Annotated in this window: 11 protein-coding genes and 1 pseudogene; 7 read left to right on the top strand and 5 right to left on the bottom strand. The window is 70.5% G+C overall.

Annotated features, from left to right (window positions below; translation table 11 throughout):
- Positions 1–53 precede the first annotated feature (53 nt).
- Entirely contained in the window at positions 54–3,167 is a 3,114-nt protein-coding gene (locus tag OG912_RS33500) for an ATP-binding protein (protein WP_327712559.1), read from the bottom strand.
- Between the two features lie 162 nt (positions 3,168–3,329).
- Between OG912_RS33500 and OG912_RS33495 the strand changes: the two genes are divergently transcribed.
- On the top strand, positions 3,330–4,340 hold the full coding sequence (locus OG912_RS33495) for a helix-turn-helix domain-containing protein (protein ID WP_327712558.1): 1,011 nt from the start codon (positions 3,330–3,332) through the stop codon (positions 4,338–4,340).
- Here the strand turns inward: OG912_RS33495 and OG912_RS33490 are convergent.
- Complete coding sequence (locus tag OG912_RS33490) at positions 4,243–6,165, bottom strand: AAA family ATPase (protein WP_327712557.1); 1,923 nt, start codon at positions 6,163–6,165, stop codon at positions 4,243–4,245. The genes OG912_RS33495 and OG912_RS33490 overlap by 98 nt on opposite strands.
- 252 nt (positions 6,166–6,417) lie before the next feature.
- On the opposite strand from OG912_RS33490, the gene OG912_RS33485 reads away from it, so the two are divergent.
- From OG912_RS33485 to OG912_RS33475, 3 genes are all read left to right on the top strand, one after another.
- Positions 6,418–10,206 carry a S8 family serine peptidase gene (locus OG912_RS33485; RefSeq protein WP_327712556.1) on the top strand — a complete coding sequence of 1,263 codons (3,789 nt, stop codon included), beginning with the start codon at positions 6,418–6,420 and terminating at the stop codon, positions 10,204–10,206.
- Positions 10,207–10,508: 302 nt separating this feature from the next.
- The gene (locus OG912_RS33480) at positions 10,509–13,184 is read left to right on the top strand and encodes a M4 family metallopeptidase (protein WP_327712555.1); all 2,676 of its coding nucleotides are present in this window, start codon (positions 10,509–10,511) and stop codon (positions 13,182–13,184) included.
- Positions 13,185–13,629: 445 nt separating this feature from the next.
- Positions 13,630–17,340 carry a S8 family serine peptidase gene (locus OG912_RS33475; protein WP_327712554.1) on the top strand — a complete coding sequence of 1,237 codons (3,711 nt, stop codon included), beginning with the start codon at positions 13,630–13,632 and terminating at the stop codon, positions 17,338–17,340.
- Between the two features lie 173 nt (positions 17,341–17,513).
- Here OG912_RS33475 and OG912_RS33470 read toward each other — a convergent pair.
- Both OG912_RS33470 and OG912_RS33465 read right to left on the bottom strand, forming a co-directional pair.
- Positions 17,514–17,921, bottom strand: a pseudogene (locus tag OG912_RS33470) (transposase); the annotation flags it as partial.
- A gap of 193 nt (positions 17,922–18,114) precedes the next feature.
- Positions 18,115–19,197, bottom strand: coding sequence for a hypothetical protein (locus tag OG912_RS33465; RefSeq protein WP_327712553.1), 1,083 nt, complete (start codon positions 19,195–19,197; stop codon positions 18,115–18,117).
- 87 nt (positions 19,198–19,284) lie between these two features.
- Here OG912_RS33465 and OG912_RS33460 point away from each other — a divergent pair, with 87 nt between their 5' ends.
- Positions 19,285–19,749, top strand: coding sequence for a MarR family winged helix-turn-helix transcriptional regulator (locus tag OG912_RS33460; protein WP_327712552.1), 465 nt, complete (start codon positions 19,285–19,287; stop codon positions 19,747–19,749).
- Positions 19,750–19,840: 91 nt separating this feature from the next.
- Here OG912_RS33460 and OG912_RS33455 read toward each other — a convergent pair whose 3' ends face one another.
- Positions 19,841–20,851 carry a LuxR C-terminal-related transcriptional regulator gene (locus tag OG912_RS33455; RefSeq protein WP_327712551.1) on the bottom strand — a complete coding sequence of 337 codons (1,011 nt, stop codon included), beginning with the start codon at positions 20,849–20,851 and terminating at the stop codon, positions 19,841–19,843.
- Positions 20,852–21,074: 223 nt separating this feature from the next.
- Here OG912_RS33455 and OG912_RS33450 point away from each other — a divergent pair, with 223 nt between their 5' ends.
- Together OG912_RS33450 and OG912_RS33445 are read left to right on the top strand one after the other, a co-directional pair.
- The gene (locus OG912_RS33450) at positions 21,075–21,407 is read left to right on the top strand and encodes a sulfurtransferase TusA family protein (protein ID WP_327712550.1); all 333 of its coding nucleotides are present in this window, start codon (positions 21,075–21,077) and stop codon (positions 21,405–21,407) included.
- A gap of 89 nt (positions 21,408–21,496) precedes the next feature.
- The gene (locus OG912_RS33445; protein WP_327712549.1) at positions 21,497–24,721 is read left to right on the top strand and encodes a S8 family peptidase; all 3,225 of its coding nucleotides are present in this window, start codon (positions 21,497–21,499) and stop codon (positions 24,719–24,721) included.
- Positions 24,722–24,831 lie beyond the last annotated feature (110 nt).

Genomic DNA, 24,831 nt, shown 5'->3' with positions numbered 1-24,831 from the left:
TACCTGTCCATGGAACGGCGCCATCAAATCGGCACCACCGCCGGCGCACTCCCTCACCCGGACCGCCGGGTCCAGGCTGCGGCGAGCTCCTCCGACAGCCGTCGCATGCCGTCGAGCACCTGCGGATCCCTCGTGAGCGCGACGGCTTCGGCGCATTCGCCGAGCGCCGCCTCCGCCTGCGGCAGGCGCCCGCACCGCAGTTCCACCTCGGCGAGCACCACCAGGGCGTAGGGCAGCACCCACGAAGAGCCCAGCGAACGGGCCAGTCGGACAGCGGCGTCGGCCAGTGCCGCGGCACGCACCTGGTCGCCCGCGAGGAGCTCCGCACCGGCGAGATTGCTCTGGTCGAAGGCGAGCAGGGTCGGGTCCCCCGTCCGCCTGGCCGTGGACACGGCGCGCCGCGCGATGTCCCGCGCCGCGTCCAGCCGTCCCTCTTCGCGTGCCAGTTCGCCTACGACGGACAGGGCGCTGGAGAGCAGGGTGGCGTCATCGCTCTTCTCGGCGGCGCGCAGGGCTTCTTGGGCGGCCTCACGGCTCTCGATGAGCCGTCCCGAGACGAGCTGCGCGGCGGCGCGGATCGTGAACAGACGCGCGAGGAGGGGCAAGCGGTCGCGGCTTGCGAGGTCGGCGGTCTCCCCTTCGGCACGGTCCAGGGCAGCCAGCGTGTCGTCGTAGCGCCCGGCGTAGAAACTGAGGGCGCCCACAGCGAGCTCCCGGCGGGCGCGGTCGGCCGCCGCGGACCGGGGCGATTCGGGCGCTGCCGCAAGGACGGCGAGACCGTCCAGAGGGCGCCCGGCGCGCCCGAGCGCCTCGGCCAGGGACACCGCGGCCCGCAGGGCTCCGACGTGGTCCGCTGCCGTCATGAGGTCGTCGTAGGCGCGTCGGAGTACGTCTTCGGCCTCGGCGTAGCGGGCTGCCCGCCACAGCACCCGGCCCCAGGCCAGCCGCGCTTCGGGTGCCGCGGCGGGGTCGGTCGCGTCGAGGCATGCCAGCAGCTCCTGGTAGTAGACGCAGGCGCTGTCGTTGGCGTAGAGGGCGGCCGCACGGTCGGCGGCCGCCCGCAACTGGAGGGGTGCGCGGGGGTCCTGGGCCACCGACATGTGGTGGGCCAGCGCGTCGACGGCGTCCGGGCGCAGGCGCAGCAGGACGTCGGCGTAGCTCTGGTGGATCCTCCTGCGGCTCGCCCGGCTCAGTTGCTCGGCGCATGCGAGTCGCACCAGGGGGTGCCGGAAGGCGTAGCCGAGTGCGGATCTTCCGCCGAGGACGACGTCCCGCTCCTCGATGACGCCTGCGTCCAGTGCGGCGTCCAGTGCTGTCGTCACCTCGGGTCCGGTGAGAGGCGGGTGGAGGCCGTCAGCCGCCACGGTCTCGATCTCGACGAGCGAGACGGCGGCCCCCACCGCGACCGACAGGGCGCTCAGTGCGCGCCGCGCGTCCTCGGGCAGACGGGCGAGCCGGCCGCGGACGAGTTGGCGGATGCTGTCCGGAACGGCGTCCGTGCCGGGCTCGGCCGGCGTCGGGTGGGCCGGCGCCAGGCGTTCCAGGTCCCCGTCCGGGCTGGTGGCCAGTTCCAGGGCGAAGAGCGGATTGCCGAGTGAGAGCCGGAAGAGGCGCGAGGCGGCTCTGCGGTCGGTGGCTCGTCCGGCGAGGTCCGACGCCGCGGTGGCGAGTCCCGCGCAGTCGGCGCGGCTCAGCCGGAGAAGGTCGATATCGACCGCCATGCGCTGACGGACGATGCCGTCGAGGACCTGTCGGCGCGGGTCGTCCGCCGCGAGCATCTCGTCCCGGTACGTGGCGATGAACCGTCGGCGCCGGCCCTGCCCCGTCCGCACCAGGTGGTGCAGGAGCCCGAGCGACCCGGGGTCGGCGGCGTGCAGGTCGTCCAGGACGACGAGAACCGGCCGGTCCGCCGCGAGGTCGGTGAGCACTCCGTCGACGGCGCGGAACAGCCTGGCCCGCTCCTCCTCCGGGCTCGCGGCGGCGGGCGGTGCGGCGCCCAGCGAAGGTACGAGGGCGGCGAGACCGACGTGCTCGGCGCTGAGCCGGGACCGTTCGTCAGCGCCGTACTGCGCGAGGTGGCCGTCGAGCGCGTCGGCGAAGACGCCGTACGGTGTCTGGCCTTCGGCCTCGTGTCCCGTGCCCCACAGCACGCGGACGCCCTCCGCGGCAGCTCGGCGGGCCGCTTCCGCGACAAGCCGGGTCTTCCCGATTCCCGCCTCTCCGCGCACCACGACGAGCGGAGTCTCGTCAGGGCCGGACATGGCGTGCCGGACGAGGAGGTCGAGCGGGCGCTCCCGGCCGAAGAGCGGGAGCCGCTCAGGGCGGCGGATGGCCGCGGGCAGCGGCACGGAGTTCGTGGCGGGGCGGGCGACCGACGCGGTCCCGAGTGTGTCGAGGGCCGCCAGGGCGGCGCGGTGCACGCTTTCGAGGCCGGCGCCGGGACGGGTGCCCAGTTCGTCGGCGAGGGCCTCACGGCAGGCGTGGTACTGACGAATGGCCTGACGCGGCCGGCCCATGGCGCACCATGTGCGGGCCAGCAGCAGGTGGAGGGCCTCGTCGGTCGGGGTGCGGTCCACCGCCACCTGGAGCACGGCGACCGCTTCGTCCGTCCGGTCGTCGGCCAGGAGTCGTTCGGCGAGTGCCTTGACGAGCCGCTCGCGCAGGACGTCGAGGCGCCGCCGTCGTTCGCCCGCCCAGTCGGCGTACCGGTCCTCCGGCAGAAGTTCGTGGCCCAAGACAACCAGAACGGTATCGAGCGCCCGTACATCGCCGGAGGCAAGGGCGGAACGGGCCGCTTCCTCGGCCTCGTCCACGTCCACCCGCACCCGGTCGGCCGGGAGCAGCAGCAGGTCGCCTTCGGTCAGGAGGAACGAAGACGGGGTGCGGGGAGCGAGTTCCGGCTCCAGCGCGTGCCGGGCGGCGTGCAGGGTGACGCGGAGGTTCCTGGCGGCCGCTTCCATGGACACACCCGGCCAGAGCAGCTCCATCACCTCTTCGCGGTGCCGCCGCAGGCCGGGGGCCACCGCGAGGAGCTTCACCAGAGTCTGGGCCGTGCTGCGCCGCCATCGCCGGGGTATGTCCACGTCGTCGTCGCGCACCGCCGTGAACCCGCCGAGGAGGTTCAGCGACAGCTGCGCGGCGGCGGGGAATCGGGCGGGTCCTGACATGGCGCACACCATAACCACCCGCTCGATGCCTGACGACAGGCAGGGGGCCACCTTGGTGTTACTCGAGCGTTACTGTGCGCACCCGACACGGACGGCATGGTTCCGTACGCGCCCGGCAGCCCCGAGGCTCCTCACGAAGGCACCTGACACGGAGGGGTTGTCGTGCTCGAAGCACTCGGACTTTCGGAGGAAGAGACCCGCGTCTACAGCGAGCTGATACGCACGGGCCCGTGTGAGATCCGCCGCCTGCCCGGCCTCGTCGGGCTGGCGGCGGAGCGGGTAGAGGCGGTACTGACGAATCTGACGGATCTCGGCCTGCTGAGCCGCACGGCCGGCGCACAGCCCCGTGTCATCGCGTCCCCACCGGACATCGCGGGCGAAGTCCTGTTGCTGCGGCGGCTGCAGGAGGTGCACACCGCTCACGCGGCGCTGAGCCGGCTCGCCCTCGCCCACCCGGCGCCCGCCCACGGACCGGACACGGACCTGTCCGTCGAGTTCACGCCGGACGAGGCGGTCGCCCAGCGTGTCGACCAGATCCAGAGCAAAGCACGTGACGAGGTCCTCATCTTCGATGTGCCGCCGTACGTCATCCGGCACGGCGGCGACGCTCGAGCGTCAAACGTCCGGGAGCTGGAGCAGTTGTCGGCCGGTGTGCGCTACCGCACTCTGTACGACCCCCGGGCCCTGGAGGCGCCCAGCGCGATCGTCCGGATCAGCCGCTACGTCGAGGCGGGCGAGGAGGCGAGGTCGGGTCCCGTTCTCCCCATGAAACTGATGATCGTCGACCGGGAACTGGCGATCCTCCCCGCGTCGAACGACGATGCCCCGGGCGGCCTCGGCTCGGTACTGGTGCGCCCGAGTCCCCTGCTCAGCGGCCTGATCGCCCTGTTCGAACGGTTCTGGGACACCGGTATCTCCCTGGCCGCTCTGGCCGGCCGTCCCCCCGGCCGCGAACTGTCTGCCGGCGAACTGTTCGAGGAGGACGCCCAGTTACTCACCCTCCTGCTCAGCGGGTTGACCGACGACGGTATCGCCCGTCACCTGGGCCTGGGGAGGAGGACGGTCCTGCGCCGGGTCAAGGCACTGATGGACCGGGCGGGCGCGTCGACACGTATGCAGCTGGGCTGGTACGCGGCACGACAAGGGTGGTCCCATTGGCCCGAAGGCCACTGACATCGCGCGGCGGGGAATGGGAGGCGGGCTCGTCCGCCTGGAGAGGAGGCCGGGCCGAGACCAGCATCCGGACCGTCTCCGCCACCGCGGGTACGGGCTCGGAGCCCGCGCCTTGCGCAGGCTCCGCTTCGGGCCGTTCGTCCCTCGTCGGTTCGGTCACCGCTCGCGCGGCGGGCAGGGCGACCTCGTAGTGCGGGCCGGCCGCTCCCCGTCCAGCGACCACCCATCCCGTACGGAGAGCCTGCTCGAGGCCCTGCAGGAAGCCGGTTCTCCGGCCCGGCTCGATCTCCCGCACCAGAGCTACGTAGGAAAGGCCGTCGGAATGCGCCGACAGCCTGTCGACGACCTCGACCACCGCGGCCGGTTCACGTGCCAGCCGCTGCCGCACACGCCCCGGCTCCACCGCGCACAACGGGTTTCCCCGGGAAGCGAGATACATGACGTGTCCTCCGGCCGGGTCACGGGCCATCAGGACGCACTGGTCGCGGGTGAGTCTGCGCAGGACGAGGGGGTGCGCGGCCGCCAGCACCCGCGGTGGCCGCAGTCCGGCGAACCGGTGGGAGAACACGAACCGGACGGGAAGTCCGGCCGCCCTACGGATCAGGTTCCCCATCATCCGCAGGGCGGGCGCGGAGGCCTGGTGAAGGTCGTCGAGGAGCCACACAACAGGGAGACGGCGGGCCAGCGTCCCGACCAGCGCGTGAATGTCCGAGGCTGTTCCGGGTGTTGCCCGGCCCATGGCTCCGTCCAAGGCCGGCAGAACGGCCGCCGCGCCGGGGTGTGCCGCAGCCAGGGCGGTGCGTGCCCCTGGGGTCAGCCGTGCCACACCGGCGTCGACGGCAGCGAGGACCGCGGCGAACGGCCCGTCCGCGGGCCCGTCCGCGGGGTTCGCGCGCAGGACGTGGACGGCCTTTCCCCGCCTCAGATGTGAGGCGGTCTCATCGAGGAGGCGGGTCAGCCCGATACCGGGTTCACCGGTGACCGCGACGACCCGGGAAGCGCCGGGGCCCGGCGGCCTCGTCAGGAAGGCCAGCTCGGCGTCACGACCGACCAGGGGAGTCCGGCGGACCTCCTCGCGGGGCGGCGGCAGGGCAGTGGACGCGGCCTGGGCCTGTGCGAACAGTTCCCGCAAGGGCGGGTCGGGCTCCATGCCGCAGGCGTCGAGCAGAGCCCCGCGATACGTGTGGTACTGGCGCACCGCCTCTCCGGGGCGCTCCGCCGCGATCAGGCGGTCGAGGAGCGTCTGGCACACCTCTCCCGCGAGCGGATCAATGAGGAGCACGTCCCTCAGGAGGCGGATCAGCTCGCGTTCCGGCAGCCGGGCGGCACAGGCCAGAGCCGTCCTGCGCCGCAGCTCGGCGTGGGCACGACGGGCCGCCAGGACGAAGGGTTCGTGCCCGTCGTCGGGGAGCACCTCGGCCAGGAGAGCGCGGGCCGCATGCTGCGGCGCCTCCGAGGCGATCGCGAGGGCGGACCCGAGATCGACCTCCACGCGGCCTTCGGCGAGGGAGACCGACCCGTCCCGGTGCGACAGGACGTAGGCCGAACGTCTGCCCTCCGTCAGTTCCGGCTCCAGCGTGCGGCGTACGGCGTGCAGCGCCACGCGGAGACTTCCGGCCGCGGCTCGGGGTGCGGCACCGGGCCACAGCATCGCGGCCAGCCGCGTCCGGTGCATGCGAGTCCCCTCGGCGAGCGCCATGGCTTTCAGCAGGCGTCGCGAACTGAGCCGCACCCACCGGTCGGGATGCAGTTCCCGTCCCTGGCACTCGACCCGGAATCCGCCGAGAACGCGGACGGTGACAACGGGTGCTTCCGCCGATTCCACGACGTTCCTCCCCGCATCGGACGACCACGTGGAGGCAGACGGTACGAAGCCCGCGTTACCCCGTCATTACCCGAGTGCGGCACCCGGGCCCTCCCGCGCGAGCAGTCGCACCCCGCGTGCCACTTCGGGACTCGAGCAGCACGGCGCACTTGCGTCATTGGCACAACCCGGCCACTCGGATCTGTCGCCAGTGGCCGTGACATCCGCAAGCATCCTGGTCCCGACTGCAACTGAACCGGAGACAACCTCATCATGCGACCAACACGTAGAAGACCGGTGCGCGCGGCGCTCGGCAGTGCCGCAGTCGCCGCAACGATCGCGGTCTCGGCGATCAGCCCGGTGACACCCGCCGCGGCCGAGCCCGCGGGGCATGCCTACGGAACGGACCGAAGTCCCTCCACTGCCGCCAGGTCGACCACGGCCGCCGTCACCCTGCTCACCGGCGACACCGTCAACGTCACCACGGCGGGCGGCCGTACGTCGGTGACGGCCGCCCCCGGGGACCGGCAGGCCACGTCGTTCCAGAGTGAGACGACGCCCGACGGCGACGTGTACGTCTACCCGGACAGCGCACTGGGCGGCATCGCCTCCGGCAAGCTCGACCGTGAACTCTTCAACGTCACGGGGCTGATAGCCGCCGGATACGACGACGCCCACCGCGCCACCATCCCCGTCATCGTCAGTTACAAGGACAAGCCGTCCGCCCGCACGCTCGACACGCGGACCGAGACGCTCGCCGACGCGAGCGCACGTCCCCTCACGTCCATCGCCGCGGCGGCCACCACTCTCGGCAAGAAGGACACGGACGAGTTCTTCGACGCACTCGGTACCGGCGGCGACCAGCCCGCGAAAGCCGCCCGCGAAATCAAGAAGGTGTGGCTCGACCAGCAGGTCAAGCCGCTCCTCGAGAAGAGCGTGCCGCAGATAGGCGCACCCGACGCATGGGCCGCCGGGTACGACGGCAAGGGTGTGAAGGTCGCCGTCCTCGACACCGGGGCCGACCTCGACCACCCCGACCTGGCAGGCAGGATCTCTGCCTCGGAGAGCTTCGTACCGACCGAGACCGTCACTGACAAGCAGGGGCACGGCACGCACGTCGCGTCGACCATCGTCGGCTCGGGTGCCGCGTCCGGCGGACTGCGCAAGGGTGTCGCGCCCGGCGCCGACCTGCTCGTCGGAAAGGTCCTCAGCAACGTCGGTTCCGGTGAGGACTCGTGGGTGCTCGCCGGTATGGAGTGGGCCGCGGCACAGGGTGCCGACATCGTCAGCATGAGCCTCGGCGGCGACGGCACCCCCAACGACGTCCTGAGCCAGGCCGTCAACCGGCTCAGCGCGCAGTACGGCACGCTGTTCGTCATCGCCGCCGGCAACGCCGGACCCGCTGCCGGCACAGTCAGATCACCCGGCCTGGCAGCCAAGGCGCTGACCGTCGGCGCCGTCGACCGCGACGACAAGATGGCGTACTTCTCCAGCCGGGGGCCCGGCAACAGCGGCGGGTCGCTGAAGCCCGAGATCTCCGCGCCGGGCGTCGACATCGTCGCCGCGCGCGCCGCCGGTACCACCCTGGGCACGCCGGTCGACGACCACTACACGACGCTCAGCGGCACCTCGATGGCGACCCCGCATGTCGCGGGCGCCGCCGCGCTCATGGCGCAGAAGCACCCGGACATGACCGGCGAGCAGCTCAAGAACGCCCTGGCCAGCACCGCGAAGAACCTCCCCGTGGTCACCCCCTTCGAAGAGGGCGCGGGCCGCGTCGACCTCACCAACGGCATCAGGTCGACGGTCTTCGCCAGCGCCAAGGCCGACTTCGGGACGTTCATCGCCTCCGACACGCCGACGGATCCCCTCAACCGCACCCTCACCTACACCAACATCGGCGACAAGGACGTCACACTCTCGCTCGGGCTCGACATGGACCGCGGTGTCGACACGGTCGAGGACGAGGTCCGCCTCTCCTCCGGCACCGTCACCGTGCCCGCGCACGGTGCCGCCGATGTGACGCTCTCCGTCGACCAGTTCCTCGGGGCTTTCAGCTACCACAGTGGCTTCGTGCACGCCACCGCCGACGGCGTCCGACTCGTCACGGCGGTCGGCTACATCAGGTGGGCCCCGCAGGCGGATGTCACGGTGCACCTGGCCGACCGCAACGGCAAGGCGCCCGCGCTGGCGACGATCCAGGTGTTCGACATGGTCACGGACGACGTCGTGTTCCGCAGCGCGACTCTGCAGAACCAGGACTCGTACTCCGTCACCGTTCCCAAGGGCCGCTACTCGGTGATCGCCCGGCTCCGTACGGACGTGAACGGCACGGAGTCCGCCTCCGACTTCTACGCCGAGCCCGAAATCGACCTGGCCAAGGACATGGAGTTCAGCATCGACGCCCGCAAGGCGGCCGATGTGAGGGCGCATGTGGCCGACGAGAAGCGGCCGACGGCCGACTCCTGGTACTCGACGTCGCTGACGCGTACCCGTCCGGGGAACTTCGTCGGCTCGCTGACCAGCTACGGCCTCGCCGGAGACCGGGTCGTCACCGAAGGCGTCATCCCGTCGGAGTCGACGGCCGAGACGGGCACGCTCACCTTCGGCCGGGACACCGGCCTCCGTGACCCACTCGTCACCGCCGAGGCGGACCTGCCGGGCTCGGACCGCCTGAACATCGTGACGCCGGCGCTGGGCATGCGGAAGGACACCTCACACCACCTCAAGTCGGTCCCGGTAGGCGGCGGTTCGGACGCCGAATACTCCGGACGCGATGTACGCGGCCGGCTGGCCGTGGTCACCACCATGGCCGTCGACGTGTCGAAGCTCGTCGACACGGCGGTGGCCAAGGGTGCGGCCGGTGTGCTGATCGCCCGTACCGAACCGGGTTCCGGGGCGATCACGGACACCGAGGGCCGCAGGATCCCCGTCTTCGCGACCACCCGGGCCTCCAGCCGGCAGTTGCTGCGCGAACTGGCCCGCAGGCCCGTCACGGTGGAGGTGGCCACGCGTGCCGAGAGCCGCTTCACCTACCTCGTCCCGCTTGCCTTCCAGGGCGCCCTGCCCGCAAAGCCCGTCATGACCACCTACAGGAAGCAGTACGCCGTCACGGAGAACCACTTCTACAGCGACCTCGAACCACGCCTCGCCAACGAGACGATGAGCGCCTGGCACCCGTGGGGCGGTTATGCCTTCCGCACCAAGGCCTACCTGAACGCCCCCGCCACCCGGCAGGACTACGTGTACGCGCCCGGCATGACGTACCAGCAGTCCGTCAACTCCGGTCGGCCGGGCACCGAGATGCGCGAGCCCGTCGCCTCCTTCAAGGCCGGTCAGAATCGCGAGCGGGACTGGTACCGCGGGCCCGTGCACGCCGCGACGCCGCAGCTCACGCCGTGCGCGTTCTGCCGCACCCCGGAGCGGATCACCTTCGCCTACACGACTGCCGGAGACTCCGAGTCATCGCACTGGGGGATGTACGGCGCGACGGCGATGACGGCTCGCTACTACCGCAACGACACAAAGATCGACAACCTCGCGGAGCTGCTCGTTCCCGAGGAAGCCAGCTACCGGATGGAGTACGACGTCACCCGGGCCCTGGGCTCGGGCGTCCGGCTCGGCACGGAGCAGAAGACGGCCTGGACGTTCCGCTCGGCCGCGCCGAAGGGTGTCCAGTCCGAGGAGTGCCGCGCCGCGTACGGGGCTCCGACGGACTGCTCGACCCTGCCGGTGATCCTCACCGGCTTCGACGTGCCGGTGGACGTGTTCAACCGGGCTGAGGCGGGCAAGCGGTTCGGATTCACACTCACCACCTCCCGCCAGGCCGGATACACCGGGGACAAGGACATCACCGGTGCCAAGGTCTCCGTCTCCTACGACGACGGCGCCACCTGGCGTGACGCCGACGTGCGGGTCGGCGACGACGGGAGCCACCGCGTGAGCGTCCGCCACCCGAGTCGTGCGGAGACCAACGGATTCGTGGCCCTGCGCGTCGAGGTGTGGGACGACGCGGGCAACCGCACGACGCAGACCATCAAGCGGGCGTACGCCCTGGACTGACCCTGCTGGCACAAACGGCACCGTCTCTCCGCCGAAGGACGGTTCCCAGGGGTTGTCGCAACACGTGTTTACGCTGATCAGGCCGCGAACAGCTTGTGCCGACGCTCGGCTGGGGCTTCCAGCCGAGCGTCGGCGCGGGCGGATCAGAGTGCCTGCGGCGGACGCGACGCTCCAGGGGCACGGATCGAGCGACGGCCCGCCCCCTCCTTTCGTCGGCCTCCATGGAGCGGCGCTGGTAATCGCCGGGTAACGGCGGCTGCCTAACGTGCGGCAACTGTTCCCGACCTGGAGGCCGAAAAGCCATGCGTCTCAGACGCCTTGCCGGTGCCGGTATGGCCGCCGCATTCGCTGTGCCCCTCGCATTCGGGGGTATCTCTGCCGCAGCCGACGAGCCACCGCCGGACATCATCGCCGGTCTGAACTCCCGTACGCCCACCCACGTCACGGGTCTGGAAGGCGAGACCCCGACCGCCTCTGCCTCCCCGCAGGAGCGGGCCCGTCGGCATCTTGCCGACCATGAGGACGTGTACCACGCACGTGGCCTCGGCCTCGCCGCCGCGGGAACGTCCGTGGCCGGAGACACCACGACCGTCCGTTTCATCCAGCGCCACCACGGTGTTCCTGTGCTCGGCGGCACGTATCTCGTGCACGCGGACACGTCGGGCGTCACCAGCGCCGCCGGATCGCTCTTCACCGATCTGACCGTGGACACCGAACCGGCCTTCACCGAGCAGGCGGCCATCAGCCTCCTCCCGTTCGTGGACACCACCCCGTACACGGACGGCACGCGCGAGACCGAGGGACACGGGCTCGTGGTCCTTCCCGACGGAACCGGCACGCTCGCCTACCACCTGACCGTCACCGGGCTGACTCCGGCAGGCAAGCCCAGCCGCCGCGAGGTGTACCTGGACGCTCACCACGGCACCCTCGCGCTCGGCTACGACAATCTTCAGCAGGCGGGCCCGGCCGACGGCACCGGTGTGGACCAGCAGGGCGTGACCAAGCCCCTCGCGGTGTACGACACGGACAGCGGGTATGAGCTGCGCGACCGTTCCAAGCCCATGTGGGCCGGTCGGGGCGGCGAGATCCTCACTTACGACGCGGCGGGGGCAAGCATCGCCAAGTACCAGGGCACGATGCCCTCCGATGCCAAGCTCGCCCTCTCGGGCGCCGCACACTTCGACGGCACGAACACCGACTCCGGTGCGGTGGACGCCCACTGGGGCGCGGGCCAGGTGTACGACTTCTACCGTTCCCTCGGCCGCGACGGCATCGACGGCAAGGGCGGCTCCATGAGCTCGGTCGTCGACGTCACCTACGGGGGCCGCCCGTTCGACAACGCCTTCTGGGACGGCACGAAGATGGTCTACGGCCGGTCGTCCAACGGACGGTCCTTCGCCGCGGACCTCGACGTCGTGGGCCACGAGATGACCCACGGCGTCACCGATCACTCCGGAGGACTGATCTACCTCCAGCAGTCCGGCGCCATCAACGAGGCCGTCTCCGACTACTTCGGAAACGCCATCGACGTCACCGACTCCCGTACCCCCATGGGCGATCCGGCCGCCGGACTCCTGGGAGAGGACCTCTGCCCGGGGACCTCCCCGCAGGAGTGCGCGCTGCGCGACATGAACGACGGCCGCAGGGCCGAGCGCGACTACCTGTCGCTGCCGCCCGATGTGGACAACGGCGGAGTGCACCTCAACTCGACCATCTTCTCCGGAGCCCTGTGGGACATCAGGGAGAAGCTCGACCCGAAGACCGCCGACAAGATCATCTACACCGCGCTCACCCAGTACTTCACCCCGTTCACCGACTTCTACGCGGGCCGGCTGGCGGTCCTCGACGCGGCCCGGTCCCTCGGCTCGAGTCAGCGTGAACTCGTCTCCATATTAAAGGCATTCGACGCTCACGGCATCACCAGGTCCTGGCAGCAGCGCCTGCCGCACGACTCCCGGACCGTGCTGAGCGGCGTACAGGCGAGCGGCGCCCCGGACGTGGACGGCAAGCGTTGGGTGATCGGTGAGACGGACCCCGTCACGGGTGACCCGCAGATCAGGGTCGGCACCCTGGGCAGCACACGGACCCGGGTCATCTCGGAGCCCATCACGGGGTCCAGGACGGTGAACGGCGTCATCGGCAACACCGCTCCGCGGATCAGCGGCGACACCGTGGTGTGGACCCGGCTGACCCGGGTCAACCCGTACTGGGTGAACGCCGATGTCGTCCGCGGCTCGTTCGACGGCGGTACGGTCACCGCCCTGCACCCCGGTGGCGGCATGCAGGGCAACGCCGATGTCTCCGGTGACACGTTCGTGTGGAGCGGGGACGAACCCCTGGGCGGAACGGGCGACCACAACGACCTGTTCGTGAAGTCCGGCGACGCGCCGGTCACCAACCTCACTCCTGATCAGAGGGTCCAGGGCTACTTCCCCCGGATCTCCGGCGACACGATCGCCTACATCCACGTGGCGGGCTCCTTCAACGGCCGCAACGCAGCGACGTACGACCTGGCCACCGACCGCCGCACGATCCTGCCCGCGGGCAAGGACCCCTCCGGCAACCCGATGGCATACGCGGTGCAGGTGGACACCAACGGCACCCGGGTCGTCTGGTCGGAGACGGACTTCGACGAGGACCTCCAGCTCCGCAGCGCCGATGCCGACGGCGGTGACGACCGGGTGCTCGTCCCCCAGGGCACTCCCGACACCCCCTTCGCACCCCAGATCACGGTGAACGACAAGTGGCTGGTCTACAGCGACTACCGCGGCTACTACACCTCGGACACCGCCACCGAGGACATGCTGCCCAATCTGTGGATCATGCCGGTCAAGGGCGGGACCGCCGAACCGGTGAGCTGCAACCCCGGCGCGCAGGAGGCACCGGTCCTGGGTGAGGGCCGACGGGTCCTATGGCTCGACTCGACGTTCGGCGACACCAGCCTGGTGACCCGGGACGTCCACCGCACCCGCTGCTGACGACACCGCGGCCGTGGACTCCACAGGCCTGGCCCACGGCCGTACATCCCAGCCGGCGGCCGAATGATGCTGAGAACCCTCGCTGTCGCCAGTACGCAGGGTTCGCGGGTAGCCGCCGGGACGCGAGAGCCCGTGGACCTGAGCAGAAGCGCATCAGGTGGCGTGTTGAGGTCACTGACGCCGACGTGCCAGCGGAATGTCTGTACGGAGCGGCGCCGAACTGGAACCGTTCCTCCCGGATCAGCCGCCACATCGGCTGCGATCCGGGGTCGTTGAGCGGCCCTCGCCACGTGCGTGCGCACGGCGAACCGCACCGCGCATTCACCTGCATGACCTCGCCCGACCCACAGGCGTGAGCGATTCGCTTCCCGACGACCGTCCGAGGCCGTGCCCCGCAGTGGGTGTGCGGCCCCGGCCACTCTTTCCTACAGGAGACATCACTGCCATGCACCGACCCATACTCAGAGCATCGACAGCCGTCGCGCTCGCCGCGCTGATAGGCACCACGGCGCCCGCCGCCCTCGGAGCCGACTCTGCGCGAGAACCCGGGGTGAGCGCCCTGAGCCCCTCGACGTCGACGGCCATCCACACCGTCCGTCTCATCACCGGTGACACCGTCGTGGTCACCGGCACCGGCGCCGAACAGATCGTGTCCTTCAAGCCCGACGCGGACAGCCCCGACGGCATCGCGCGCATCGACCAGACCGGTAACCAGATCACCGTGATCCCCGACGAGGTGCGCCCGCTCCTCGACGCCGGAAGCCTCGACCCCCGCCTGTTCGACATCGACGCGCTGATCGCGCAGGGCTACGACAACGGCGCCGAACTGCCGCTGATCGTCCAGGGCAGCACAGCGGACGTGCCGCTCCCGCAGGGTGCCGGGAAGGTGCACAAGCTGCGCGCGCTGAAGTCGGCCGCGACACACGTCGCACCGGGCCACACCGGTACGTTCTGGTCCGGGCTGCGGTCGAAGCAGAAGGGCGCCTCGGCCAAGAAGCTTGCCACCGGCGTCGAGAAGGTCTGGCTGGACGGCAAGGTGAAGGCCACCCTGGCCGACAGCGTTGCGCAGATCGGCGCTCCCGAGGCCTGGGCGGCGGGCAAGGACGGCACCGGGGTCAAGGTCGCCGTGCTGGACACCGGGGTGGACCAGACCCATCCCGACCTGGCAGGACGGGTCAGCGAGGCCCGAAACTTCAGCGACGCCGACGACGCGGTCGACCACCACGGTCACGGCACACACGTCGCGTCCACGATCATCGGCTCGGGAGCCGCCTCCGAAGGAAAGGAAAAGGGCGTCGCGCCGGGTGCGGAGCTGCTCGTCGGAAAGGTCCTGAACGACAAGGGGTCGGGCACCGACTCAATGGTCCTCGCCGGCATGGAGTGGGCCGCGCACAGCGGCGCCAGGGTCGTCAGCATGAGCCTGGGCTCCGACGAGCCCTCCGACGGCACCGATCCGCTCAGTGCCGCCGTGGACGAGCTCACCGCCGAGACGGGCACGCTGTTCGTGATCGCGGCCGGCAACACCGGCCCCGACCAGACCACGATCGGATCGCCCGGCTCCGCCGATGCGGCGCTGACCGTCGCCGCCGTCGACAAGCAGGACCAGCTCGCCTCGTTCTCCAGCCGGGGCCCGCGCTTCGGGGACAACGCACTCAAGCCCGACATCGCAGCCCCCGGAGTCGACATCGTCGCGGCGCGGGCGGCCGGAACCACCATGGGTACGCCCGTCAGCGACCGGTACACCACCGCCAGCGGTACGTCGATGGCCACCCCGCACGTGGCCGGAGCCGCCGCCATCCTCGCCCAGGCCCACCCCGAGTGGAAAGCCGCCGACCTCAAGGGCGCGTTGATGTCGAGCGCGAAGACACTGGCGGGCGGAGCCTTCGCCGAGGGCTCGGGGCGCGTCGACATCCCGGCCGCTCTGGACGAGACCGTCTGGGCCACCAACGCGTCCTTCGGCACCGTCACCGGCCATGACTCCGCGGCCCCGAGCACCCGCAAGGTCACGTTCCACAACACCGCCGACCGGGAGGTGACCCTCGCACTGACGTCGGACCTCACGCTCGACGCGGGCTCGGGCTCCGTGGACGCCGACGCGCTGACCCTGGGCGCCAAGACCGTGACCGTTCCCGCAGGCGGCAGCGCCGACGTGGACGTCACCATGACCCCCGACCTCGCCACCGCCTACGGCACGTACACGGGCACCATCACCGCGACCGGAGAGGGCGTCACCGCACACGCGACCGTGGCGCTGAACCGCGAACAGCCCACGGTGAAGGTGACGCTGACAGGGCTGATGCCTGACGGAACTCCCGCGACCGGCGCCAGCGTCGTCACGCTGCGCGATCTCACCAACTCGGGCCCGCCGGCGTTCCTTCGGGTGGGAGCCGACGGTGTGGCCACGGCACACGTCAAGCCGGGGCGATACACGATCTTCGGCCACCTCCGTAAGGACAGCGACTTCGTCACTTTCGGGATTCCCGACATCGAGGTGGGCGAGCAGGACGTCGCCGTCTCCGCCGACGGCCGCAAAGCCCGACCCATCAAGGCGGAGACACCCCAGCGCAGCGAACTGCGCAGCCTGATCCTCTCCGTGGGCCGCCGGTCCGAAGAGCAGTCCACCGGCGCCTCCTCCACCTTCGTGCTCGGCCGCGCCGGTGGCCACCAGTGGGCCCTGCCGAGCGCCAAGCCCAAGGACGGCACGTTCGGGACGAACGTCAACTGGATCCTGCAGAGCCCTCCGATCATCGCCAAGGCGCAGTTGCGCGACGACATGGACCTGCAGGCCGAGTCGTTCAGCTTCTCGGGCCGCTTCGACGGCAAGCGCCGCCTGACCGTCGCCGACGTAGGCACCGGATCGGCCGCCGAGCTCGCGGCCGTCGACGTCAAGGGCAAGCTGGCGATGGTGCGGCGGACCGCCGACGTGTACACGGTCCTGCCGCACCTGGTCGAGGCCGGCGCCGCCGCGATCATGGTGGTCAACTCGGCCGACGAACGCCTCCCTGGTTCGATCCCCGCCCCGGTGCCCGTCTTCGGCGTCCCGAAGAGCCGGGGCGACCTGCTGGCCCAGGCCCTCACTCGGGGCCCGGTCCGTGTCCAGCTCACCGTCGAGAAGAACCCGTCGTACCTCTACGGTCTGGTGCGCGGTGAGGACGACGGCATCGCCGCCGACCAGACCTTCGACCCCGACCGGCGCACGTTCGCCGACATCGCGGTCAAGACCTACTCGCCGGCCGCGAACCCCGACGACATCCGCAACAACCAGGACGGCTGGCTCGGATACAGCACCGTCTCGCAGCGCGGTGCGGGGGCGTTCGCCGACATGGCGTTCGGCACGACGCAGCACGTGTACGTGAACACCGACAACGCCAAGTGGCAGCGCCTCGTCCTGCCGGGCAACGGCGCCTCCATGGTCTCCATGCTGCGGCCGTACACACCGGGCAAGGAGGTTTCGGAGGAGTGGTTCAAGCCGGTACAACGTCCGACGTCGCCCGTCGACGTCTACGCCCCCGGGACCGGCATGACGCCGTCGCGGAACAGTGAGGAGATGGTCGTCCAGATCCCGGTGTGGGCCTCGCCGGACGGGCACTTCTACGAGGGCAGCTCCATGGCGGAGGGCGATGTGGACGAGTTCCGCGTCTACCGCGACGGTACGCTGATCGGTACCGCGCCCTACCCGTTCGCGACGATCACCGGACTGCCGGCGCAGAAGTCCCGGTACCGTTTCGAGCTCGACGCGAAGCGGACCCAGGCGTGGTGGCAGACCAGCACGGAGACGCACACCGCGTGGACCTTCGACTCCGCGCAACCGGAGGGCGTCGACTGGCACACGCTTCCCCTGCTCCACGCCGACTACGACCTCCGGGGAGTAGCGCTCGACAGCTCGGTCAAGCCACTGGCGGCACACAAGCTCACCGTCTCCTTCCGCAGCGGCGACGGTTCGCGGTCGCCGCTCAGGTCCGCGTCGGTCGAGGTCTCGTACGACGGTGGGAAGACCTGGCACCGCGCGGCCTCGCAGACGACCTCACGGGCGGCGGCAGTGCAGCTGAGGGCTCCGAAGGGGGCCGCTTCGGTCTCCCTCCGCGTGAAGGGGGAGAACGCCGCGGGCAGTCGCATCGAGCAGACCGTCATCAACGCGGTGCGCGTCGCGAAGTGACGTGAACAGAACGCCGGGGCCGGCCGGCGGCAACGCGCGGCCGTGAACGGGGCCGGACTCACGGTGAAGTACACCGGAGTCCGGCCCTCGTGCGTGAACCCGCGACGCACGGTGAAAGGGAGGGCCGTCGCCCGCTGATGCGGGCGACGGCCCTCTCGCGTGACGGGTCCATCTCATTTGGGGAGTCTGCGGTAGCAGATGAGGGTGCAGGCGATGCTTGGGAAGGCGAGGAAGTGCTTGGCTTTGCGCTCGTAGCGGCGGCGGAGACGGCGACAGCCGGCGAGCCACGACATGGTGCGTTCGACGGTACAGCGGTGGCGTCCCAGTCGCTGTGACAGCTCGATTCCCTTGGGTGCGATGCGTTGCGGAATGCCACGCTGACGTAACCATCGCCGCAGGCAGGAGCACTCGTAGCCCTGGTCCGCGTGGAGCTTTGCGGGCTTGCGGCACCGCGGTCCGCGGCGCGAGCGGATCGGAGGTAATCCTTGCACCAGCGGGATCAGAGCCTGGCTGTCGTGCAGGCTGGCCCCCGGGATTGCGACGGACAGGGGCAGACCGGTTCGCTCGGTGAGCAAATCGATCCAGCATCAACTGCCGATGACGGTGCCGCCGTCCGCCGATATCCGTCTGGCCCCGGGGACAACTGAACAACCGACCGGGACGCCTGGGGGCAACGCCCGCCCCGCATCCCGACCAGGCCGAGAACCCCACCGTCCGGCCCGGCCAAGGCCCTGGTTGGACGGCCTCGTCAGACGACTCGGGCAGGCGGCCGCATCAGACGGCCACCGCCTCCTCGATCTCCTCTTCTGTCTCCGCGCCGGCCTGTACCCCAAGCAGTTCTCCCGCCGACGGCGCGGCGACCGTCCCGGCGCCCCGCCGCTTCCGCTCGGCCAGACCCGCCAGCGCCATCGCCACGATGCCGGCCACGAACCAGAGGGCGAGCACCAGCAGATGTCCGCCGAGCGCGTGCCCGCCGAAGTACACATGACTGCGAACACCTTCGACGAAGCCCGCTCCGTTCCAGAACGCGTGCAGCGCGCCGAAGAACCCCGGCTGCATCTCGGGCCGGAAGATGCCGCCGGAGCTGGTGAAGTTCAGCATGACGAACAACACCATGACGCCGAGCGTGGTCCACCGCTTGAGGAAGGTGTGCAGCCCGACACCGATCAGCAGAATGCCTGCCGCGTAGAGCCACGCCATCGCCCACAGCCCCCCGAGCCCGTGATCGACGAGGCCGAAGAGCGGGCCGGCGAACACCGCCCCGATCACGCTCACCACCAGCGAGGCGGCAACGGCCAGCGCCGCCCGGATCCGCAGGGGCAGCACCCCGCCGGCTCCGCCGATCACGGCGACGGAGGCGTACGAGCCGATGCTCACCGCGACGAGCAGGAAGAAGATCCCCTGCCCGGTCGGGTCACCGTCCGCGGTGGGTGCCGTGTCCGTGACCTTCAGCGGAGCGCCCTGTCCCGCCGCCACCTCTGTGAAGACCTTCTCCACCACGGTCGCGCTGGTGTCGGAGGACGCCGTGGCCACCAGCAGTTCGGGGCTCCGGCCCGGCACATAGGCGCCGTAGCTGTCCTGCGTCCTCAGGTGGTCGACCGCCGCGGCCCGGTCCGCGACCGTACGGACGCTCAGCGCTCCGTGCCCCTTGTCCTGGAGGGTCTGCGCCAGCACCTGCGCACTCGGTCCCGAGCCGACCACGTCCACCCGCAGATCGTGCGGTTCCGGGGCGTGGAACGCCCCGAGGTAGGCGAGCCCCATGCCCACACACATCAGCAGTGGCGTGACGAGGTGGCTCAGCACATGACGCAGGGCGGCGGAAGTGGAGCCGGCAGCGGTGCTCGGGCCTGTGGACATCGGAACTCTCCAGACGATCGACAGATGGTTGGCTTTTACAACTCACATTCCGTTGTACTATACAACTGAACTCGAGGAAGGCGACGCATGCCAGGCACCCCCGGAGAACGCGAAGAGTCGCTGGACGTCATCCAGCGCGAACTGACCGCCTTCGCCCGCAGGGCGCGCGCCGCCGCGGCCAGGCTCCATCCCGAGCTGCCCCTGGTGTCGTACACCTTGCTGGCGCACATCGACGACCAGCACGGCTGCCGCGCCACGGATCTGGCGGCGCACTACATGCTCGACAAGTCCACTGTCAGCCGGCAGCTCGGCACCCTGGAGAAACTGGGCCTGGTCGAGCGCCATGCGGATCCGGGCGATCACCGCATCCAGGTGCTTCATCCCACCGAGTCCGGCACCCAGGCACTCGCCTCGACCCAGGCCAGCCGACGCGCCGCCTACCAGGAGCGGCTCGCGGACTGGACGGCCGAGGACCTCGCCCTCTTCGCCACGCACCTGCTCCGCTACAACTCGGCCGGTGATCCCGACAGTCCGCAACAGCCGACCGGCTGACCCACGACCTCCCGAACACCCCCAGGGCAGGGCCTTGGAAGACGGCTCATTTGGCTGGTTCGGTAGCTGTCGTTCATGGCGGAGGTGGCTTCTAAGGGGTGAGCCACCCGCCGCGCGCCGCGTGCCAGGCGAGCTGTGCGCGGTTCCCCACCCCCGCACGCTCCATCAGGCGGGTCAGGCGGCGCTGCACGGTGCGCACGCTCGTACTGAGCTGGCGGGCGATCGCCGCGTCCGTGAGCCCGGCGAACAGCAGGCCGAGCAGTTGGATGTCGGACGACGGCAGTCCGGCCTCCGTCACGTCGGTCTCGGCCTCCACCGGGACGAGCGGGACGCTGCGTTCCCACAGCAGCTCGAACAACGACACCAGACCTTCCACGAGCGTGCTGCCGGAGACCACGAACCACTCGCCGGGCCGGTCGTCGCCGCCGGGGAGAAGCGCCGTCGTCCGGTCCGAGATCAGCAGCTTCAAGGGGAGTTCGTCGACGACGCGTACCTGCTCGCCCGCGGCCTGGTAGGAACTTATGTCGGCGACCGAGTGCGGCAGGTCCAGGGCGCGCCGGTCGTAGATCGACCGGCAGCGGACGTTCCGGTCGAGAATGCTCAGGACATCGAGGGAGACACCACCGTGGATGACGAACGGCGGTCTGCTGAGCACGAGGAGTTCGCGGGCGGTGTTCGCCACGGTCTCCGCGTACCGGCGCCTGCATCGCTCCGCGCCCTCGACCACCTCGACCGGACCTTCCACCGCACCCGTCCGGTGGCCCGACCTGTACTCGCCCATGAGCCGGGCCAGACCACTGCGGGCCCGGTTCAGCTCCCGCTGGCGGCACTCCATGAGCCGCTCGACCGCCACGTCGGGAGCCGCGGCCACCCACCGCTCAGGCTCGCCGGCGGTCAGGGCAACCAGCTGCAGTGCAGCCAACGCCTCGGTCTGCCGCGCCACTTCCGCGTGCGGCTCCAGCAGCGCATCGGCCAGCTCCTCGACGGACGCCGGGCCGGAGCGCAGCAGGTGCCGGTAGAGCTCCTCGTCGGCCATGGTCACCCCCAGGGCTGCGAGTCCGACATCTGAGGTCTCCTTGCTCCGGCGTCGTGCGCGCCGCATCTCCCACCCCGGTTCCCTGCCGTGTTTCTCCTCGGGCAGCGGACGCTAGACCACACCCGTTACCCGGGCGTTGCCATGACCAAGTGCCCGGCGTCAAGGCCGTACCCGGTGCTGAGGTGCCGCTCCGAGCGGTAATTCGCGGGTAACGGGCGTTGCCTACGGTCTGGGCAACCCCGACCCGCGGGGTGTGTACCCGCTCCCGCCCGCCGAGGATGAACTGCCCATGAGTGCTGCCTCGCCCGCCGCGTCGTCCGACGCGACAGGTCCGGATGACTCGGTCCGTGCCGTCGTGGACGCAGGCGGCGAACCGTGGTCACGGATCCTCGGTCTGCTGGAGCGGCGCCGGTGCGAGCTGCCACTCGGCAGCGTGCTGGAACTGCACAGTGCCAACCCTCAGGTCCGCTCCTCCGTACGGGAGTGGTGCCGGCTCACCGGTTCCACTCTGCTCGCCGAGGAGGAGACGCGCGATGTGAGTGCGTACCGCATCAAGCTGCCGCCGCCCCCCGTGCACGGCACACCGACACCGTTCCCCGTCCCGAAGCCGGAGTCCCCGTGAAACCCTTTGCCCGCGCCAGACTTGTTGCGGCGGTCAGCGTAGCCGCCCTGTGCTCGCCTGCCGTTGTCCCTACGGCGACCGCCACGCCCGTGCCGGAGCCGACCACCGCCGCGTTCGGCGCGTCGGTGAACCACACGGTCACGCTCATCACGGGTGACCGGGTGACGGTCACCACCACACCGGACGGCCGGAAGTCGTACAGCGCGGTGCCCGCGGCGGACTCGGCTCCGGGCACGGTTCTGGCCCGTACGGACATCGACGGCGACGCGTACTTCTACCCGAGCGATGTGATCGGCAAGGTCGGCTCACTCCTGGACCCGCAACTGTTCAACGTCGACGGCCTGGTCCGGGACGGTTACGACGACTCCCGCGTCGACGCGCTCCCGCTGATCGTGCGGCGCACCGGCGCCGACCGTCCGGAAGCGCTCGCGAGCGACGGACTGATGCCCGCCAAGCGGGACTTCCACGCCCTCAGGGCGAGCACGGCGGTCCTCGACAAGGACGACGCGGCCGAGGTCGGCGACGCCCTCGACAGCAAGGACGCGCTGGACGGCGTCAAGAGCATCTGGCTCGACGGCAAGGTCCACGCCGACGCGCTGGACCGCAACCTCACGCAGATCGGCGCCGACAGCGCCTGGCAGGCCGGCCGCACGGGCAAGGGTGTCAAGGTCGCCGTGCTGGACACCGGTGTCGATCAGACGCACGCGGACCTGGCGGGTCGGATCAGCGAGACCAAGGACTTCTCGGGCAGCGGCAACACGCTCGACAAGCAGGGCCACGGCACGCACGTCGCGGCGACCGTGGCAGGCAGCGGCGCAGGAGCGGCGGGTACGCGCTCCGGCGTAGCACCGGACGCCGACCTGATCGTCGGCAAGGTCCTGGGCGACGACGGGTCCGGTTCGGACTCGTCCGTCATCGCCGGTATGGAGTGGGCCGTCGCGCAGGGCGCCAAGGTCGTCAACATGTCGCTGGGCAGCGGGCCCACGAACGGCCAGGATCCGGTCACCCAGTCGCTCGAAGCGCTGGCCACTTCGTCCGGCACCCTGTTCGTGGTCTCGGCGGGCAACAACGGTCCCAACATCAGCACCGTGTCGGCCCCGTCGATCGCCCCGCACGCCCTGTCGGTCGCGGCGGTGGACTTCACGGGCGGAACCGCCTCGTTCTCCAGCCGCGGACCGTCGTTCAACGGCACGGTCAAGCCCGAGATAGCCGCCCCCGGCGTCAACATCGTCGCGGCACGCGCCGCGGGCACGAACCTCGGCACCGTCCAGAGCGACCCCGCGTACACTGCACTGTCCGGTACGTCGATGGCCGCCCCGCACATCACGGGCGCCGCGGCCCTGCTCTCGCAGGAGCACCCCGACTGGACCCCGGACCAGATCAAGCACACCCTGATGGGCACCACGACGGCTCCGCAGAGCGGTCAGTCGCTGTACGACGTCGGCACCGGCGTGGTGAACCTTCCCGCGGCCCTCAGGCAGACCGTCGTGGCCGACACCGGCGCCGTCGACTTCGGGCACCTGGACGTTACCGACGACACCGCGACCCGTACCGTGAAGCTCACCAACAAGGGCAACGCGGCCGTCACCCTGAACCTCACGGGCGCGCTGGCCGCCGCCGGTTCGACTCCACCGGACGGCATGCTGGAACTGTCCGCCTCCTCCGTGACGTTGGGCGCCGGCGAGACCACCGACGTCGCCCTGACCGTCGACGCCACGGACACACCGACCGGTACGTACAGTGGTGCGCTGACGGCGCTCCCCGACGGCGGCGGCCAGGCGCTGCGCATCCCGCTACTCCTGGACCGGGCACAGTCCGTCAAGGTCACCACGCTCGACCGCGCGGGCAAGCCCGCCCCCGCCCAGATCTCCCTGCTCAACGCGGAGAGCGGCGCCTCGCTGAACGCGGAGGTCCGCGCCGAGGGAACCCGTGACCTGCGGGTCCCCGAGGGCACCTACTTGGGCCTGGCGACGATCCGCATGACCATCGACGGCATCCAGCAGATCGCGATCGTGAGCGCCGACCTCAAGGCCGGCACGAACGAGATCGTCTTCGACGCCCGCAAGGCCCGTCGCTGGACCGCCTCGGTCGAAGGCAAGGACACCCGCCCCGAGTTCATGATGGGCAACCTGTCCCGCACCACCGACGACGGCCAGTACGGCATCCGTCACAGCATGCTGGCCGGCGGCGCCTACGGGGCCTTCCCCAAGGACGCCCTCTGGATCACTCCGACCACCGAGGCCCACCTCGGCAAGGTCGCGTTCAACGAGCGCTGGCGCCTCGCGGACGCGGACAGTGACAACACCGTGGGCGACACGTCCGTGCTCTATGACGCGGCCTACGCCCGGACCGAGGTAGCCGACAATCCCGAGCGCCGGCTGACCCGCCGTGAGATCGAGAAGTTCGCCAAGGTCCGCACGACGTACCGCGGTATGAACGAGAAGCTCCGCTACCAGGAGGGCAGTACACCGTACGGGACCGGGCTGAACGGCCTCAACACCTCCTCGCCGTCCTACCTGACCGTCCCGCGCGAGCGCACGGAGTACATCCAGGCCGAGGACAGGACCTGGATGCGGTTCAGCTACCGCAACCAGGGCGGCGTGGCGATGAACTACGCGCCGGTCAATTGCACGTACAAGCCGGAAACCTCCACGAAGGACACCTGGTTCGGCGGACCGCTCTCGGTGCGCACCACGGGCCAGGCAACGGGTGCCCGTCTCCAGCTGAAGGTGGACGACGCCGTCAACCCGAAGGGGCTCGCCCCACAGCTCGGCGACTTCAACGTCCCGCAGCGCGCCCAGTCCACGAGCCAGCTCTCCCGCAACGGCACGCTGGTCGCCGGCACCGGCGCGATGATCGACAAGACATTCGCGGACGCCGACAAGGCGTCGTACGAACTCCGGCGCACCTACACCTCCGCGGGGATCTTCCCGATGGGCGGCGAGGCCACCTCCAAGTGGACCTTCACCGCCGGCGGCACGGGTGAGACAGCGACACCGGTGAACCTCCTCAACGTGTCGTTCGACGCGCCGCTGAACAACCTGAACCAGGCACGCGCCGGCCTCCCGCTGCTGGTCAAGGCCGATGTCACCGGTGCGGTCGACGGCCTGCGCAAGGTCCGCGCCTGGGTCACCTCCGACAACGGTGCGACCTGGAAGCAGGTCGTGATCCTCGGCCACGACGGTGAGTACCGGTTCCTCGCGCCGCACACGGCGCTGAAGCCGGGTGGTTTCCTGGGCGTGCGCGTGACGGCCGAGGACAAGCACGGCAACACCGTGGATTCCGCCCTTCCCCGGGCGATCCCCGTCAGCTGACCCCGCACGGCATGACATGACGGTGCCACCACCCCCGGAGGGGTGGTGGCACCGTCATGTCGTGACCGGGCAGCCTCCCGGGCGGCCGTGCACCTGAACTCCATGACATA

This window comes from Streptomyces sp. NBC_00464 (assembly GCF_036013915.1).
In the GTDB taxonomy this organism is placed as follows: domain Bacteria; phylum Actinomycetota; class Actinomycetes; order Streptomycetales; family Streptomycetaceae; genus Streptomyces.
This window is presented reverse-complemented; position numbering and strand designations above follow the sequence as displayed.

Coding starts and splice junctions, on each gene's coding strand:
- OG912_RS33455 (WP_327712551.1), bottom strand. CDS start 20,851: ATGCGGCGCGCACGACGCCGGAGCAAGGAGACCTCAGATGTCGGACTC.
- OG912_RS33500 (WP_327712559.1), bottom strand. CDS start 3,167: ATGTCAGGACCCGCCCGATTCCCCGCCGCCGCGCAGCTGTCGCTGAAC.
- OG912_RS33485 (WP_327712556.1), top strand. CDS start 6,418: ATGCGACCAACACGTAGAAGACCGGTGCGCGCGGCGCTCGGCAGTGCC.
- OG912_RS33450 (WP_327712550.1), top strand. CDS start 21,075: ATGAGTGCTGCCTCGCCCGCCGCGTCGTCCGACGCGACAGGTCCGGAT.
- OG912_RS33475 (WP_327712554.1), top strand. CDS start 13,630: ATGCACCGACCCATACTCAGAGCATCGACAGCCGTCGCGCTCGCCGCG.
- OG912_RS33480 (WP_327712555.1), top strand. CDS start 10,509: ATGCGTCTCAGACGCCTTGCCGGTGCCGGTATGGCCGCCGCATTCGCT.
- OG912_RS33465 (WP_327712553.1), bottom strand. CDS start 19,197: ATGTCCACAGGCCCGAGCACCGCTGCCGGCTCCACTTCCGCCGCCCTG.
- OG912_RS33460 (WP_327712552.1), top strand. CDS start 19,285: ATGCCAGGCACCCCCGGAGAACGCGAAGAGTCGCTGGACGTCATCCAG.